The organism is Phenylobacterium sp., assembly GCF_044372605.1.
Lineage (GTDB): Bacteria > Pseudomonadota > Alphaproteobacteria > Caulobacterales > Caulobacteraceae > Phenylobacterium.
In genome coordinates, this window is record NZ_JBILRO010000051.1 from 1 (window position 1) to 15776 (window position 15776).

Sequence of the window (15776 nt, forward strand, 5' to 3'; positions counted from 1 at the left end):
CGGCGGCAGCTACTTCCTCAGCCATCTGGTGGGCGCGGCCAAGGCGCGCGAGCTCTACTTCATGGCCGACGTGATCACGGGCAAGGAAGCCGCAGCCCTGGGCATTGTGAACCGTTCGGTGCCTGCCGAAGACCTGGCCCAGGCGGCGGCCGAGTTGGCGCGGCGGCTGGCGGGCCTGCCGACAGTGGCCATCGGGCACATGAAGAAGAACCTCAATACAGCTGACCACGGCAGTCTGTCGGACGTGTTGGACTCTGAAGCCATCCACATGATCCGCACCATGATGACCGAGGACCACAAGGCCGCCTCCCAGGCGTTCGTCGACAAGCGCGCACCGGTTTTCCAGGGCCGCTGACCCGACGGACAAGGAGAGACGCCGCATGACCGCCGCCCCGTCGAACTATCCCCTGGCCGGGCTGAAGGTGCTGGACTTCTCACGGGTGCTGGCCGGCCCGTTTGCGGGGCGGATGCTCTGTGACCTGGGCGCTGACGTGGTCAAGGTGGAGCCGCCGGACGGGGACGTCACACGCTTCTGGGGAAAGGTGGTGGGGGGTGTTCCGGGCTACTACCACCAGCAGAACGCCGGCAAGCGCAACATCTCCATCGACCTGCGCGCGCCCGGCGCGAAGGAGCTGGTGTTTGATCTCGTGCGGCAGGCGGACATCCTGCTCGAGAACTACCGGCCCGACGTGATGCCCCGGCTGGGGTTCGGCTATGAGGCGCTGAAGGCCGTCAATCCCCGGCTGATCATGCTGTCGATCTCGGGATTTGGCGCGAACGGGCCGGAATCGCGCCGGCCCGCCTATGCGCCGATCGTGCATGCCGAGTTGGGTCTGCTGGCCCGGACGGCGCGGCGGGGGAAGATCCCGGCCCATGATCTGCCGCTATCTGTGGCTGACACCAACGCTTCGCTGCATGGCCTGATCGGGGTGTTGTCGGCGGTGATCCTGCGGGAACGCACGGGGTTGGGTCAGCACATCGATATGGCCATGGTCGACGCCACCCTGGTGACGGACGATCAGATCCACTACGAGCTCGAAGATTCCGAGGCCACCATGGGCCTGCCGGCGGAGGTGTGGGAAACCGGCGCCGGGTCGATCCTGGTGTCGTCGGATATCCGCCTGCTGTGGCGGCTGATGACGACGAAGCTGGGCGTGGCCGATCCGACCACGCCGGACATGGATTTCGAAACCAAGATCGCCGTCCGCCGCAAAGTGATTGAAGACTATCTGGGTGATCTCAGGACCTGGGACGACGTCGAGACCGCCATGGACCGGATGAACACCGCCTGGGGGCAGGTGCGGCCTGGCGCAGAGCTCCGCGACCAGCCGACGCTGAAGCACCGCAGGTCCATCGTGGAGATTGACGACCGGGCGGGCGGCACGCGACCGATTCCGCAATCGCCGTACCGCTTCTCTGATGCCCGGAGCGGGGTCCGGGGGCCGGCGCCACACCTGGGCGAGCATAATGTCGAGGTTCTCGGCGAATGGCTGGGTCGCTCAGCCAGCGAGGTGGAGCGGCTGACCGCGGCGGGCGTGCTTACCAGCGCGCCGCCGGGATGAGCTTCGCGCGTCGAGGTCAGACCAGAAAGGCGGCAGCCCTGACGGCGACCTCGGCCAGCGCGAGATATATGTCGTGCCCGAAATAAGTCGAACGCCCGGGCGCCCTATCTCCAGCGCCTGACCTTGTGGGTGTGAGTTTCGCGTGAGATCCGACGGCCTCCAACGCTATCGCGCTGTCTTTCTCGTCGGCCTGTTGGTGGCCTGCGCCGCACCGGCGGCAGCCCAACCCGCCGATGCCCCGGCCGCCGCGACGGGTGTGGTGAGCTATCCCGCCAGTTTCTATGCGCCGGGCCAGCCTTCGTCCGCGCGCGAAATGATCGAGCGCACGCCGGGCTTCGTACTGGATCGCGGCCAGGGGGTTCGCGGCTTTGCCGGCGGTGGCGGTAACGTGCTGATCGACGGCGAGCGGCCGACCTCCAAGTCGGCGCCCCTGGACAGCATCCTGCAGCGGATCTCCGCGGAGACCGTGGAACGGATCGACGTCATCCGGGGCGGAGCGCCGGGCATCGACATGCAGGGCCAGGGCGTGGTGGCCAATGTGATCCGCAAATCAGGAGCCGCTTCATCGCAAGGGTTCCATCTGTTCGGCAAGGCCTATGCAGACGGCTTCGTGGGCGGCTTCGTGCGAGCTGAGACGAGCTGGCGATCTGGTGGGCTTTCGGCGGAGGCCCAGATCAGCGGTCGCAGCGATGTCACCTCCGACAGCGGCGATGGCAAGCTCAGCCGGACGCGCTCCGGGGCCTCACCCTTTGAAGTCGGTGACTTTGACGCGAAGACCACCTCGAGATTTCTGCAATTCAACAGCGCTGCAGAACGGCGCACCGCCACCGACGTGCTGCGTCTGAATGTCTCGGCGGACCGGGAGACCTCGAACCGGCGTGAGATCGCGGATCTGACCGGCGCTGCGGCCAGCCGCTTCCAGGAAGTCACCCGGATTCGCGGCGGAGACACCGAGTTTGAGGTCAATGCTGACTACGAGCGCCCGATCACCGGCGATCTGGCCCTGCAGGTGACCGGACTGCAGCGCCTGGAGCGCGAAACCATCGATGCCTCAAATGTGACGCCGCGACGTTCGCAGTCGTCCATCGAAAGCGCCCGGTCATCGGAGAGCATCGGCCGGGGTGTGCTGCGCTGGACGCAACCGTGGGGCGCGATAGAGGCCGGCGGTGAGGGGGCGCTCAATACCCTGAACGCCAAGGCGGCCCTGGTGCTGGCGGGCCAGGCCTCGCCCGTGCCGTCATCGAATGTCCGCGTAGAGGAGCAGCGTGGCGAGGTGTTTCTCACGGGTAGCTATCGTCCCATGCCCGGCCTCGCGCTTGACAGCGGCGTGAGGGTAGAAACCTCGACCATCACCCAGAGTGGCGGCGCCAGTCAGGAGAAGACCCTGACCTTCATCAAGCCCAGAGCTTCGGTCTCCTGGGGACTTGGTGACAGCCAGATCCGTCTGCGGGTCGAGCGCACGGTGGGGCAGCTCGACTTCGAGGACTTTGCCGCAAGTTCCGAGTTTGAGGCTGACTCCGTGACGGCCGGAAATTCGGATCTGGAGCCAGAGCGGTCCTGGGTGACGGAACTGGCGCTGGAGCGGCAGTTCTGGTCGTCAGGTGCGGCCGTCCTGACCCTGACCCATGGCAAGATCGACGAGGCCATCGACCTGATCCCGGTAGCCGGCCGGTTCGACGGGCCCGGAAACATCGGATCCGGAACGCGGGATGAGGCCCGGCTCAACCTGACGGTTCCGCTGGCGAACCTCGGCGTGTCGGAAGCTACGCTGCGCTTCACCGGAACCTGGCGGAAATCAAAAGTCACCGATCCGGTCACGGGGCAGCCCCGCCGGATCTCTGGCCAGCGTCCGTTCGAAGGGCAGCTTGAGATTACCCGCAACCTGCCGGCCCTCAAGTCGACCCTGGGCATGGAAACCAACCTGGGGTTCGAGGAGACTTTTTACCGGATCAACGAGATCCGTCGTGTCGAAGAGGCGCCCCTGATCAAGTTCATCTGGGACTGGACGCCCCGGCCCGACCTGCTGATGCGCTTCCAGTTGGAGAACATCACCGCCCGCGAACGCGTCCGCACCCGCACGGTCTTCGTCGGCGCACGCTCGGCGGGGCTGGTGGACTTCCGGGAGCGCCGCTCCACCGGGCTGAGCCCGATCGTGACCGCCCGCGCCCGCTGGCTTTTCTGATCAGCGCGGCGGGGTCCGGACCGCGCCGTCAAGCCGTACCGTCTCACCGTTGAAGGCGCTGTTGCGCAGCGTGGTGAGCGCCAGGTCGCCCCGGCTGGTGATCAACCGGGACCCGACGGCCAGGATCGGATGCTATCCCGGCCAGTAGATGAATTCGTCCGACTTGGTGGCCTTTTGCTCCAGGGTCTTGTCGATGGTCACCGGCATCTCGCCGGCGGCCGGATAGAGCGGCCCGGGACTGTCCTTGCGATGGGCGGCGAGGGCAGCTTTCAATTCTGCGACCTTGGCGGGATTTGCAGCGGCAAGGTTGGTCTGTTCGGTGGGGTCAGCGGCCAGGTTGAAGAGCCAGTCCTTGCGAGGGCGCTCGGCCGTCTGAAGTTTCCAGCCATCCTTCAACACAGCCAGATAGTGGCCGTCCTGCCAGAAGATCGCCCGCGTCGGCAGGCGCGTGGGCGCCTTGCCGGTCAGGTAGGGCATCAGGTTGACGCCATCGATGGGTCGGTCGGCCGGCGCCTTCGCGCCGGTGGCGGCGGCCAGGGTGGGCAACAGATCGATATGGCTGACCGGGTCCGGAATTCGCCCGCCGGCCGGAATCTTTCCGGGCCAGGAGACGAAGTAGGGCACGCGTATCCCGCCCTCGAAGAAGGTCAGTTTCCAGCCGCGATAGGGCTTGTTGATCTCGGGCAGGCCGATGTAGCCCGGCCCGCCATTGTCGCTTGAGAAGACGATGATGGTGTTTTCGTCCATCCCTTCGGCGCGCAGCGTTTCCATCACGCGACCCACGCTGCGGTCGATGGACCTCACCATGGCGGCGTAGACCCGCATCCGGTGATCCTTGATCTGGGGTAGCGCGTCGTAGTCGGCCTTCGACGCCTGCAGCGGGCTGTGGACGCCCCAATGGGCCAGATAGAGAAAGAAGGGCCGGTTCTTGTTGGCCTTGATCACCTTCACCGCCTCGTCGGTGTAGTAATCGGTGAGATATCCGCGCGGGGCGAACATCGGGCCTTCATTGAAGCTGGTGGCGTACTCCATCCGGGCCCAGAGAAACTTGTCGATCGGGTCAAAGTCGACCTTGGCGTTGACCACGCCGGGATCCTTCTCCGGCAAGTAGAGCGCGCTGGCGAGCAGCAGGCTTTCGTCGAAGCCCTGGGCGTTGGCGCCAAACGTCTTTCCGCTGCCCAGATGCCACTTCCCGATGTGGACGGTGTGGTAGCCGCGGTCTTTCAGAATTTCGGCGACGGTGACCTCGGAACCGGGCAGGCCCTGGTCAGCCATGGGCGGCAGCTTGGCGGCGGCGTCCTTGTTCGACAGCATCGGGTGCGGCTGCGTGCCGTCGTTGAAGAACAGCGGCAGGATGCGGTTCATACCGGCAGGGGTCGGCGTAAACTCGAAGCCATGCCGGGTGGGGTAGCGACCCGTCATGACCATCGCGCGCGAAGGCGCGCAGGCCGCCGTACCGGAATAGGCCTGGGTCATGGCTGCGCCCCGGGCGGCAAGGGCATCAATGTTGGGGGTAGGTACAGCGCCGCCCGCCACACCGCCGCCGAAAGTACTGATATCGTTGAACCCCAGATCGTCGACGAGGATCACGACCACGTTGGGCGGCCGATCGCCCGCGGATGGCGTAGCCGGACCCTGCGCCCAGACCACCTCGCGGTTCGGCGCTATATCCTCACGGCCGACCTGGGTGACTGCGAACAGGATGACGGACTTGTAGTTCACGGCCGCCAGCGCGACCGCTCCAGCCGCGACAGCGGCGACTCCGAACCAGAGCTTCCGTGACATCACCACTCCCCGCGCCAAACTCACAGCTATAGTGGCATAACGAGTGCCATTATATGAAGTGGAAATTCATCGGCCGTCGGTCAGGTCGTCACCGCCGAATGCCAAGGTGCGAACGGACCTTGCCCCAGCGCCTGCGCCTGGAAGCCGGCCATGGCCTTGTTGACCGCCGTGCTCAGCGTGGTGTTCGGATGCACCGGCCGCCGCAGGGGGCGTTGGCCCGCCGGCAAGGCCATCAGTTCGGCGACGGCGCGCGGGATGTCCATGGGGTCGGCGCCTCGGGGTGCGCGCATGGAGGCCCGGGTCATGGCCACGTGCTGGGCATAGGCCTGGAGGCGTTCTGGCTCGTTACGGGCGAACATCGCCTCAACCGTCCGGGAGCCGGACTCCCAGATCCGCGTTGGATAGCCGCCCGGCTGAACGATGGTCACCTCGACCCCGAGCGGCGCCAGCTCATAGGCCATGGCCTCGAAGGCCGCCTCCAGGCCCCATTTGCTGCTGCAGTAAGCGCCGATGTTGGGCATGATGATACGGCCCAGCTGTGACGAGACGGGAACGATCAGACCTGCGCGCCGGGCACGCATGCCGGGCAGCACAGCGCGCGCCATGCGAAGGCTGCCCAAGAGGTTTGTCTGCATCTGCAGTTCGAGCGCCGCGTCGTCCTGCAACTCCATCGGACCCGAGATGCCGATACCGGCGTTGTTGAGTAGAACATCGAGGCCGCCACCGGCGATGCGCTCGGCCTGGGCGACGCCGGACTTGATCTGCTCCGGCTTTGTGACGTCGATCTCGACCAGATGGACCTTGCCTGACAACCCCTTGGCCTCTTGCAACAGCGACACGGCCTCGGCGCGACGGCCGCCGTCGAGGTTGCGCATGGAGGCGATCACTGTGGCGCCCAGGCCTGCCAGATGCAGGGCGGTCAACCGGCCAAATCCTGCGCTGGAGCCAGTGATCAGCACCGACTTTCCGGCAAGGGAAGTAGGGGCCTGGGCCGTTGCCGCACCGGCCGCCATGGCCGTGGCCGTGGCCGCGACCGACACTGCGCCCAGAAGGGCCCTTCGGTTCAAACTAACTTCATCGCGCACCGGCGTGTCTCCTGCTGTCGTCGAAAGAAGATCGGCCGCGGGGGGTATCGCTGTGGCCGGGAAGGGGGCTGGTCCTGGATCAGGTTGCAGAAAGTTTTATGACCCGAGCCGTTCGAACAGTCTTGGGTTGGCGGCGAGCCCGACAGAGAGCAGTGGCCTTGCATCTGGCCGGCGCGCCTGATGCGGTCCGACATCACGATCCCTGGATCGTCAGAGGGGCCCGTCCCGCAGCTACGATATGGTTGCCGGGCTGACGGATTGAAGAGACTCCATCATGCGGAATCGCAATGGAACTAATGAACAATGTGCATTCGCCACTGGACGGCGTCAAACCGCAGCCAGGGTACGCTCGATGAGCCAGTATGCTGATAGACCGCCGATGGTGTACGCAGGCGCCTGTACGCTCCAGGTCGGAAGTGTCCAGGCGCGTCCGTTCCATATTGTCCGCCCTAAGGCCATGGCGGCGAGCACAGCGGCGATGAACAGCAACTGGCCGACCTCGACGCCGACGTTGAACAGCAGCAGCGCCTCCGCCGCCGCACCTTGCGGCAGGCCGATATCGGCCAGGACCCCGGCAAAGGCCATCCCGTGCAACAACCCGAAGAAAAAGGCGATCAGCCAGGGGCGTCGCCGAGCCAGAGTAGGATCATTGCGGTCCTTCGTCGTCAATTCCACGGCCACGAACAGGATGCTGAGCGCCACCAGCGCCTCGATCGCGGCCGAGGGGAACTGCAGGTAGCCCAGCGCCGCCAGCGCCAGTGTGATGCTGTGGGCTGCCGTGAACGCCGTCACGGCCTTCACCAGTCGCCAGTTCGGGCCGATCAACAACAGCAGACCGAGCACGAACAACAGATGGTCGAAACCGGTCAGGATATGCTCGACGCCCAGCTTCAGATAGCCGGGCACGGCGATGCCCCTGGCGGGCGCAAGGTCCAACCGGACGGTGGGATCCGATGGCCGCAGCACCAGGTCCAGCGACCGGCCGGCCGGCGCCGAGACCCGGACGAGAACATCGGTGACGCTGTGTTCCAGGCCTTCAATCCGCAGGGTCTGGCCATCCAGCGGCGCGCCGCCGCGAACCCGCCAGACGCGGGTCATATATCCCGGTGCGACCTGTTCCGCCGCCGGCGGCTTCTCGAGCGCGCCGCCTGAGAGGTGAGGAATCAGCCTCAGCGCCATGTCACCCACCACCGGGCGTTTCCAGGTGACCTCATAGTCGCCGGGCGCCGTCGCCACGATCTGGACGAGGGCCGGGCGCACCTCGTGAGCCACCGCCGCCGCCGTCCAGCCAATCCAGAGGACAAGTACGGCCAGCCAGACAGACAAGCCGGTCGGCCTCATTGCGGCAGTCCCGCGATCTCGACCTTGTATTTCTTGCGCAGGCCCTGTCGGAAGGCGCGGTTCTTGATCTGCCGCTGTTCGGCCATCCAGGCGTCCATCACCTCGGCGCGCACCTGCGCCAGGGGAAGTGCCTCGGACGCCAGCCGGTTCTGGACCTGGATCAGGTGAACACCATAGGGCGAGGTGACCGGCCCGACCCAGGTTCCCAACGGCGCCGTGCGCGCGGCCTGGGTGAACGCCGGCCCGTAGTCACGCGCCAGATCCGCCACGGCGATGTCGGCATAGGCCAGCGGTAGCAGGGCGGGATCGCCCCCCGCCGATTGGCCCGCCTTGAGCTTTGCCAGAGCTTCGTCGGCGGCAACGGCCGGTGTTGTCCCCGTCCGATCCTGATTGAAATAGACGTGGCGCAACGCCACCCTGGCCGGTGTTGCGTAGCGGGCGCGGTTGGCCTCGTAGAACGCCTGGAGCCTGGCCTCGCTCGGCTCCGGAATCGTGCTGACATCCTCGCTGGCGAAGGCCATCTTCTGGGCCAGACGCCGGCGAATGATCATGTCGTCCTTGTCGAGGCCAAGCCGGATGGCCTCGCGGGCCATCAGCTCCTCATCGACCCGCTCCTGGATGATGGAGGCCAACTCGTCGCGGGTGGGCGGTCGCTGGGTCTGCATCTCCCAGTAGGCGGCCAGTTGCTCCAGGTCGCGCGCCTCCAGCCGGACCGTCGGCCGGGTCTGATCGCTGACCAGGGCGATCGCGGCGAACAACACCGCACCAATCACCATGAAGTGCAACAACGGCTCCCGAAGGAGCCGTTGCAGTCTCGAGGAATGCGCAACGCGCTGATCAGACGACATCTACTACCCGGATCAGGCTGTCGGCTCGAACCAGATCGGTGATGACCAGGCCCGCTCCATGACGGTGGGCTGGAGTTTGGGATTGCGGGCGACGCCGGCCCGCAACGCGTCCCAGGTAGACCATCGGCAGGACGGGTTCTCGAGCACCCGGACGTAGTAGAAGGCCCGCTGCTTCGGATTGAAGGTCGGGTCGGCCCAGACCGTACGCAGTTCGACATCGCCCTTGAAGCGGTCAGGCTGGCAGGTCTTCAGATCCACCGATGCCCCGTTTGAGGGACAACGACCATTGACCACCTTCAGGCCGTCAGCGCAGGCCACGTCGAAGACCTGTTCCCTGGCCGCGCCGTTCTCGATCCAGCCCTTGACCACCTGGGCCCGCTGCAGGAACCCGGAGCTGGGATCACGCACCGCCCAGACCAGGAACTTCGGCGCCTTGTTCGCCGCCGGCAACAGGTCGCCGCCCATGGGCACGCCATGGGCATAGGCCTGGCGCACCGTATCCGGGCGGGTCAGCAGGTCAGCGGGGAAATCATAGCCGGCGAAGAAGCGCACCTTGATGCGGGGACCGGAGGTCGCAAAGGTCTCCTTGCGGCGCATGGCGGCATAGATCGCCTCGCGGCTGTTTTCCTCAGCCCAGACGCCCGCAAGCCCGGATGCGCCCCAGCTCTGGAACCGACCGCCGGCCTTGGCGGGATCGGCGCCTTCCCAGTCCGCAGCCGCCTTTGGCGGCACCGAACCGCGCAACTCCGGCGTGCCGTCATTGCGACCGGTCTTGCTGAAGTAGTTGGGCTCCTCGACCGTGCCCGGTGCGGCATTGTGGGTATCAGAAGCCCCGATGAGGCCGAACTTGAACGGGTTGAAGCCCTGGGTCTGGCGCATGACGATGCCGTCCTGCAGCGCGCGGCGCACGTAGCCACCCTGGAATTTGGTGATCTGTTTGTCCTGACCGATGTAGCTTTCCATGATCTCGAAGTTGGCCCATTCGTCGTTGGGCGACAGCGAGGGATGGGTCTCGGACGTCCCCTTGATCTGGGTCATTTCCACCAGCGGCTCATTGCGCATCCGCAGATCGGAATAGGCCTTGTCCATCGGCTTGCCGTTGAGCCGCACACTGTCGAACATCAGGCCGTCGGAGCCATTGGAGTTGTGCGGGATCGCCAGGGCCTCGATGCCATTGGCGCGCCAGCCGTCCATGGTGCGCCACAGGTCCTCGGGATCCTTGGACATGTTTGAATGGTAGGGAAACTCCACCACCTTGGAGCCCTTGAAGATCACATTCCGGTGGAGATTCCGGCCATCCGGAGCGGAGGTGTATTCATAGCCGATGAAGGTGGTGAAGCGGCCGGGCGCATTGTGACGGGCTGCCGCATCACGGATCTCGCCCCAGGCCTTCGAGACAATCGCCGGGGAATCGAATTCCGCCGGCAGGGAGTTGTTACGGAATCCTGTGACCACGCGGGTAAACGCTTCGCGGATCGCGGCGGGGTCCGGACTGAACAGGCCCTGAGTGACCGGCAGCTTCGACAGCGGGCTGTTCGGATCGCCAGCCTCGCGGATCGCTCCGATGTACTCCGCGTGGTCGGTGACGGCGACGAAGTCCAGCGGCCCGCCCGCCAGACGAATCTCGTAGCCCTGGGCATGGCCGATAGCCTCGCCCTTGGCGAACCGGTAGGCGTCGTCCGGCGTACGGCGGACGTTGAAGATGTAGGCGTCGAACGAGAGCTGGGTGTGGACGTGCAGGTCGCCATAGTAGGCGTTGCGGTCAGCACTGTAGCCCGGCAGGCGGGTTGGCGCCTTGGCCGCCGGGGCCTTGGCCGGCGCCGTCGATGCGCCTTGCGCCGCGGCCTTGGGTCTTGACAGTGTCTGCGCGCCGATCGCGCCGCCGGCGATAAGTACGCCCACCACCACAGCCGGCGTCACATAGCGCAGGGCTGTAACCTTTGCCTTTGTCATCTCAGCGTCTCCCCAGTTATTGCCTCAGTTACACCCTGATATCGTCGGTCTGAATAGATCAAATCTCAGGGCGCTCCGGGAGTGGACCGTCCCACTATCTGACCGGATGGGGGAGAGGCCGAGGTTTCCGTCGGCGCGGTGTTACGCCGGATCCACATGATACTGGCGGTCCGGATCATTCGCGAGCGCGCTGCTACCGTCAGTTTCATGCACTACCGCCCCGTCCGGCGCATACTGCAGGATGTAGGACTTCCGGGTCTCGCCGGTGAGGTTGGGGCCGGTCCGGTGCGGGGTCAGTGAGGAAAACACCACCACGTCGCCCGCCCTGGCGGGGACCGGAACGGTGTCTGCCGGCGACTTCAGGCATTCCAGCCCCAGCGGCGTCAGTTCATGGTGCAGTGTACCCATCCGGTGCAGGCCCGGCGCCACCCAGGGGCAGCCGTTCTCCAGCGTCGCGTCAGTCAGCGGAACCCAGCAGGTGAGATACTGCTGCGGCTCGGTGAAGGTGTAGCCATTGTCCTGGTGCCAGGGGAATTCCTCGGGGTTGCCGGGCTTCTTGTAGACCGCCTGATCCCAGTAGAGCCGCGCGCCGGCGCCCAGGGTGTCATGCACGATATCGCTGAACACGCGGTGGCGACTGAAGGTCTTCAGCACCTCTGAGCGCTTCACCAGATGGATGGTGAAGGTGATGGCGTCGGCCTTGGCGATGAAGGTCTTGCCGCCTTGACGCTGGCGCAGGATGTCCTCGCCCTCGCGCTCCATCGGATCGATGGCGTCGCGAACGGCAGCCAGTTCGTCAGCGCTGAACGCGCCCTCGAGCAGAAAGTAACCGTCTTCGTCATACTGTCGGGCCTGGGCTTCCGACAGGCGGCGGCGCGGCCCGGTCGAGGCGCGCCACCTGAAATCCGTATTGCGATCGTGCCGCCGCATGGCTGCTCCCCGGTCCTTGGGACTCTCGCGCAAAGAGCTAGTCGATCCGTACGCGCGCGGCAACGCGAGCCCGGAGTCCAGGTAGAAGCCAGCACAACCTTCCAACGCTGGACCTGAAGCCGCACCTGGGCCGGGGCCGTGCCGCCATAGGATGAGCGACTGGCGCTGGAGGCCTGGGCCGTCAGGACGCCAAAGACGTCGGGGGTGATGCCGGGATGGACGTCCTGAAGCTGTTTCAGGGTCTGTCGCGGTGACAAAGCCCGAGCCCGCCACGGCGGCTATGCGGGCCTTGTTCGCCTTGAAGTCCAGCATCATTCCGGTGGTGGCGCGCAGTGTAGCCCGGCGTGGCGCGACGTTTCGGGGCGCAATGGCTCAATCGGGGTTCAATCGCCCCGGCGCCCAAATTACGGGCGCAGCCTGTGGCGGCGGTCGGCGTGGGGCGGCGCGTGCTTCGGTCTTCCGTCCGTCTTCGGAACGGTGGTAGGTTTGGCGTAACAAGATCTGACAAAAGACGTCATAGGGAGATTGCTGTCATGCGACGCGCCGTGGTCGTGGTCCTTGGTTTGGTGCTTGGCATGAGCGGTCATGCGGGCGCCGCGTTTGCAGAGGCAGCCGCCGTCAAGGCGGCGAAGGCTCCGGCCTGGAAGCCCACCCGAAACGCCATGGGCCAGCCCGACCTGTCGGGATACTGGAGCAACGCCACGCTCACGCCGCTCACCCGTAACGCGCGGATATCCAATAAGGCGGCCCTGACAGCCGAAGAGGCCAAGGGTTTTGAGAAGGTCTGGGCAAAGGCTCTGGCCGAGTTTGACGGGCCCACGGACGTTGATGCCTCGCCGGAGAAGATCCAGGCCGAAAGCCTGACGTCCAAACTGGTGGAGATCCGACCCGATTTCATCGCCGCCGGCGGGGACACGGGTGGCTACAACACCTTCTGGATCGACCCGGGCACCCACCTGGTCGAGATCAACGGCCAGTACCGGACCTCGATCCTGACGACGCCCAATGGTCTGCCGGCGCCGCGCAAGGCTGGCGCGCCAAGGCCCAAGGGATTTGGCGACTTCCGGGATATCTACGACAGCTATGAAACCCGTCCGCTGGGCGAGCGATGCATTACCGGGTTTGGCCGAAACAATGGCCCGCCCATGCTGCCGAACGGCTACTACAACAATAACTACCAGATCCTGCAGACCCCGGACGCCGTGGTGATCGAGGTGGAGATGATCCACGACGCCCGGATCATCCGGCTGACCGACAAGCACGGCCCCGACGGTCCGCGCCGCTGGATGGGCGATTCCATTGGCCGCTATGAGGGTGACACCCTTGTGGTCGAGACGATCAACATCCCCGAGGCCCAGAATTTCATGGGCTCCTGGAAGAATTTGAAGGTGACCGAGTGGTTCACCCGGCTGAACAAGGACAAGATTCTCTACCGCTTCCAGGTGGAAGATCCGGACACCTGGGAACAGCCCTGGGGCGGTGAATACACGTTCCTGACGCTGAACGGGCGCACCTATGAGTACGCGTGCCACGAGGGGAACTACGCCATGCCGGGTATCCTGGGCGGCGCTCGCCAGAAGGAGAAGGAAGCGGCCGAAGCCGCGGCCGCCAAGGCAGCGGCGGCTGCGACGCCTGCTCAGGCGCGCGCGACAACCGGCGGAGACTGATCGCGCGCAGCGGCCTCTGGGCCGAGCCCTCAGGTTCGCTTTTTCGGCTTTGGCGGGGCCCACCCGGAGGATGCGCCGAAGGTCAGGTTTCTCTCGACCAACTCGATGTCCTGAATCTGTCCCCGATCAATCCTGAGGCGCGCGGCGAGCAGGACACTGCGCGCCATCCACCGGCCAGGTGTCCCGGCGCTGGCGATAGCTTCGGAATGGTCGACAACGGCCCATGCCCAGACCACCCCTTGTTCTTCATCAACCAACGCGAACCGGCGGTCCCGGATCGGCCCTCGAAGCGCGGCGAGGTCCCTGCAAGCCGATGACGAAGGCGACCGCGCGCCGTTATCGAACAGAACGCAGTCCGATGAGACAGGTTCAGGCCCGGCAGGCGTACCTGAGAATCCGTCCAGCCAGGCGTTTGCGACGGCGATCAGATCGAGCCTGGAGCTGCGAACCCTCGGGGCTGCAGGCGCCGCGTCGACCGACAGGTTGCGGAGTGTTCCGGGCGAGAACGCCTGCGCCTCCGTTCGCCGCACAACCAGGGTTTCGACCTCGCTGACCCGGTCGCCCTTCAGCTTTACGCGAACGGCGAAGACCGCGGGTCCGCCGTAGGCCTCGGCCGCACCGATGATGCCGACCGCGCCTGCCTGGAGTTCCGAATAGGTCTGGCGCGCGGTGATCTGGCGTATTGCGAAAAACTGGCTATCGGCCAGCCGGATGTCGCGGCCATTTTCGGTGATCCGGACTCCGCGCGGCAGAACCTTGCCGGCCTGCCCGGTCTGCAGCGCCGCCAGCGCGGCCTCGGCTGCCTGCCCTGTGCAGACCCTGTCGCACTCACGGCCCGCGGCCGGCAGGCCACAGAACAGTACAAACATGAGAACGCTTGGGGCGATCCGCCGCATCTGACCGGGGCTCCATCTGGTATCCGGCCTTATGGCTCCTGGTATCGAGAATGTCATCCGGGCGCGCTGACGTCTTCGGGAGGTTGCACGATCTTTGCAGTTCCCGATCAGAAATGCAGCCGAAGGTCCCAGAATGGGAGCGATCAGCATGATGACCGGTTCCAGACGCAGAAATAAGGCGCGACCTGATCGTGCTCAAAATCAGGCGATTTTTCGTCTGAATATGATTTCTCATATTATTAGTAAGTATTCGTGGGATCGAGGCGTAGAACTGTCAGAATACGCGGGATTAAAGTATTCAGGACGAATTTCTGGGGATATCGTCTCAGGAAACATCCAAAAATGGGTGACGCCAGGGTACTTTTTCGGACCAGCTGATACAGCGATTTTCAAGTTGATAGACGGCGTGAGTCCCCGTGGCTCCGAGGCGAGCCGCCTATGACCACGATCCATTTTGATACTCCGCCTGACCGTAGACCGGCCCTTCTGGTCAGCCTGCTCACCTGGCTTTGGCCTGAACCGCTGAACTCGAACCGCAGACGCTTTGGCGCGCTCTGGTGGTTTGCGGCGGTCGCTGCGATCTGGCCCGGACCCTTGCAGCGCGATTTCATCCGCGCGGAGCCGATGGGGCAAGGCGGTCGGCATTCCAACCGGGCGCTGGATCGTTTCCTGTCGCGCTGGTGGCGCGTGAGCTGGCTGTGGGCCTGGATGTGGCCGGGCCGCCTGATGGGCCCCGATGGGGAGATCTGCCCCCTGGTTCCCTGGCATCCGGCGCTGCAGGCGCAGGTCTGCGACGTGGAACTCGGGCGTCGCCGCAGGGCCCGACGCGCCGTGATTGCGGGAATGTTGATGCTTGCTGCCGCCGTGGCTGCGCCGAGCCTGATGGAAGGCGACAGTGTGCTGGATGGCGGACGTCTGAGTGCGTTTCTAGGTGGCGGTGGCGCGGCTGAGGCCGGTTCCGGCGGCGCAGGCGGCCAGGGCAGCGGTGGCGGCGCGGACGGCCCTGGCGCCGGTCCGGGCCCTGGACAGACAGGCCCCCTGGCGACCTTCAATCCGGGGAATCTGATCCTGCCAGAGACACAGAATTCCGGCTTCGACTCGGGTCAACCCCCGCTTGCTGGCGGCGGGACGGGTTCGGGCGACGGTGCGGGCTCCGGTGAGGGCGCGGGCCCGACTGGTGGCGAGGGCGGCAGCGAGGGCGGTCTTACCTTCCTTGATCCCCCGCCAGGCGCCGGCGGCGCCGGCGGTGGTGACGGTCTCGGCTTTGGCTTTGGCTTTGGCGGAGGTTCCGGTGGCGGTGGCGGCGGAGCTGGCGGCGGCTCCGGTGGCATCGGCGGCGGCGGCGGTGGTGGTGTTGGTGTTGGTGGTGGTCCCGGTCCGGGCGGCGGTGATCTGCCTACAGGACCCGGCGAAGAAACCCCGAAACCCGGCGGCGATGACCCCTTCGGCCCGCCCGACGCGCCAGATGGTCCTTTTGAAATGCCCAAGGACAGCCCTGCGCCGCCGACGGGTTCGCCCGCTGGTCCG

11 protein-coding genes and 1 pseudogene are annotated in these 15776 nt (G+C 65.6%); 5 read left to right on the plus strand and 7 right to left on the minus strand.

Annotated features, from left to right (window positions below; genetic code table 11):
• The 3 genes from ACIQ42_RS06600 to ACIQ42_RS06610 all read left to right on the plus strand — a co-directional run.
• Positions 1 to 355: enoyl-CoA hydratase-related protein (locus tag ACIQ42_RS06600; protein WP_397421417.1), on the plus strand; the 355-nt coding region annotated here is incomplete at its 5' end.
• Positions 356 to 380: 25 nt separating this feature from the next.
• Positions 381 to 1562, plus strand: a complete 1182-nt coding sequence (locus ACIQ42_RS06605) for a CaiB/BaiF CoA transferase family protein (protein WP_397421418.1) — start codon at positions 381 to 383, stop codon at positions 1560 to 1562.
• Between the two features lie 142 nt (positions 1563 to 1704).
• Positions 1705 to 3744 (plus strand): TonB-dependent receptor plug domain-containing protein, encoded by a 2040-nt coding sequence (locus ACIQ42_RS06610; protein ID WP_397421419.1) that lies wholly within the window; start codon positions 1705 to 1707, stop codon positions 3742 to 3744.
• A gap of 132 nt (positions 3745 to 3876) precedes the next feature.
• Here the strand turns inward: ACIQ42_RS06610 and ACIQ42_RS06615 are convergent, their stop codons facing one another.
• From ACIQ42_RS06615 to ACIQ42_RS06640, 6 genes are all read right to left on the minus strand, one after another.
• Positions 3877 to 5529: a sulfatase-like hydrolase/transferase gene (locus tag ACIQ42_RS06615; protein ID WP_397421420.1), complete on the minus strand. Its 1653-nt coding sequence runs from the start codon at positions 5527 to 5529 to the stop codon at positions 3877 to 3879.
• Positions 5530 to 5609: 80 nt separating this feature from the next.
• Complete coding sequence (locus tag ACIQ42_RS06620) at positions 5610 to 6614, minus strand: SDR family oxidoreductase (protein ID WP_397421421.1); 1005 nt, start codon at positions 6612 to 6614, stop codon at positions 5610 to 5612.
• A gap of 327 nt (positions 6615 to 6941) precedes the next feature.
• A complete protein-coding gene (locus tag ACIQ42_RS06625; protein ID WP_397421422.1) occupies positions 6942 to 7955 on the minus strand; it encodes a HupE/UreJ family protein in 1014 nt (337 codons plus the stop codon).
• Complete coding sequence (locus tag ACIQ42_RS06630; protein WP_397421427.1) at positions 7952 to 8731, minus strand: peptidyl-prolyl cis-trans isomerase; 780 nt, start codon at positions 8729 to 8731, stop codon at positions 7952 to 7954. Before ACIQ42_RS06630 ends, ACIQ42_RS06625 begins: the two co-directional genes overlap by 4 nt.
• 84 nt (positions 8732 to 8815) lie before the next feature.
• Positions 8816 to 10756: a DUF3604 domain-containing protein gene (locus tag ACIQ42_RS06635; protein ID WP_397421423.1), complete on the minus strand. Its 1941-nt coding sequence runs from the start codon at positions 10754 to 10756 to the stop codon at positions 8816 to 8818.
• A gap of 141 nt (positions 10757 to 10897) precedes the next feature.
• The gene (locus ACIQ42_RS06640; protein WP_397421424.1) at positions 10898 to 11686 is read right to left on the minus strand and encodes a phytanoyl-CoA dioxygenase family protein; all 789 of its coding nucleotides are present in this window, start codon (positions 11684 to 11686) and stop codon (positions 10898 to 10900) included.
• Between the two features lie 533 nt (positions 11687 to 12219).
• On the opposite strand from ACIQ42_RS06640, the gene ACIQ42_RS06645 reads away from it, so the two are divergent.
• Positions 12220 to 13353: a hypothetical protein gene (locus tag ACIQ42_RS06645; RefSeq protein WP_397421425.1), complete on the plus strand. Its 1134-nt coding sequence runs from the start codon at positions 12220 to 12222 to the stop codon at positions 13351 to 13353.
• Positions 13354 to 13382: 29 nt separating this feature from the next.
• Here the strand turns inward: ACIQ42_RS06645 and ACIQ42_RS06650 are convergent, their stop codons facing one another.
• Entirely contained in the window at positions 13383 to 14222 is an 840-nt protein-coding gene (locus ACIQ42_RS06650) for a hypothetical protein (protein WP_397421426.1), read from the minus strand.
• Between the two features lie 465 nt (positions 14223 to 14687).
• Here ACIQ42_RS06650 and ACIQ42_RS06655 point away from each other — a divergent pair.
• A pseudogene (locus ACIQ42_RS06655) lies at positions 14688 to 15776 on the plus strand (hypothetical protein); the annotation flags it as partial.

Coding starts and splice junctions, on each gene's coding strand:
- ACIQ42_RS06605 (WP_397421418.1), top strand. CDS start 381: ATGACCGCCGCCCCGTCGAACTATCCCCTGGCCGGGCTGAAGGTGCTG.
- ACIQ42_RS06640 (WP_397421424.1), bottom strand. CDS start 11,686: ATGCGGCGGCACGATCGCAATACGGATTTCAGGTGGCGCGCCTCGACC.
- ACIQ42_RS06650 (WP_397421426.1), bottom strand. CDS start 14,222: ATGTTTGTACTGTTCTGTGGCCTGCCGGCCGCGGGCCGTGAGTGCGAC.
- ACIQ42_RS06625 (WP_397421422.1), bottom strand. CDS start 7,955: ATGAGGCCGACCGGCTTGTCTGTCTGGCTGGCCGTACTTGTCCTCTGG.
- ACIQ42_RS06635 (WP_397421423.1), bottom strand. CDS start 10,756: ATGACAAAGGCAAAGGTTACAGCCCTGCGCTATGTGACGCCGGCTGTG.
- ACIQ42_RS06645 (WP_397421425.1), top strand. CDS start 12,220: ATGCGACGCGCCGTGGTCGTGGTCCTTGGTTTGGTGCTTGGCATGAGC.
- ACIQ42_RS06615 (WP_397421420.1), bottom strand. CDS start 5,529: ATGTCACGGAAGCTCTGGTTCGGAGTCGCCGCTGTCGCGGCTGGAGCG.
- ACIQ42_RS06630 (WP_397421427.1), bottom strand. CDS start 8,731: ATGGTGATTGGTGCGGTGTTGTTCGCCGCGATCGCCCTGGTCAGCGAT.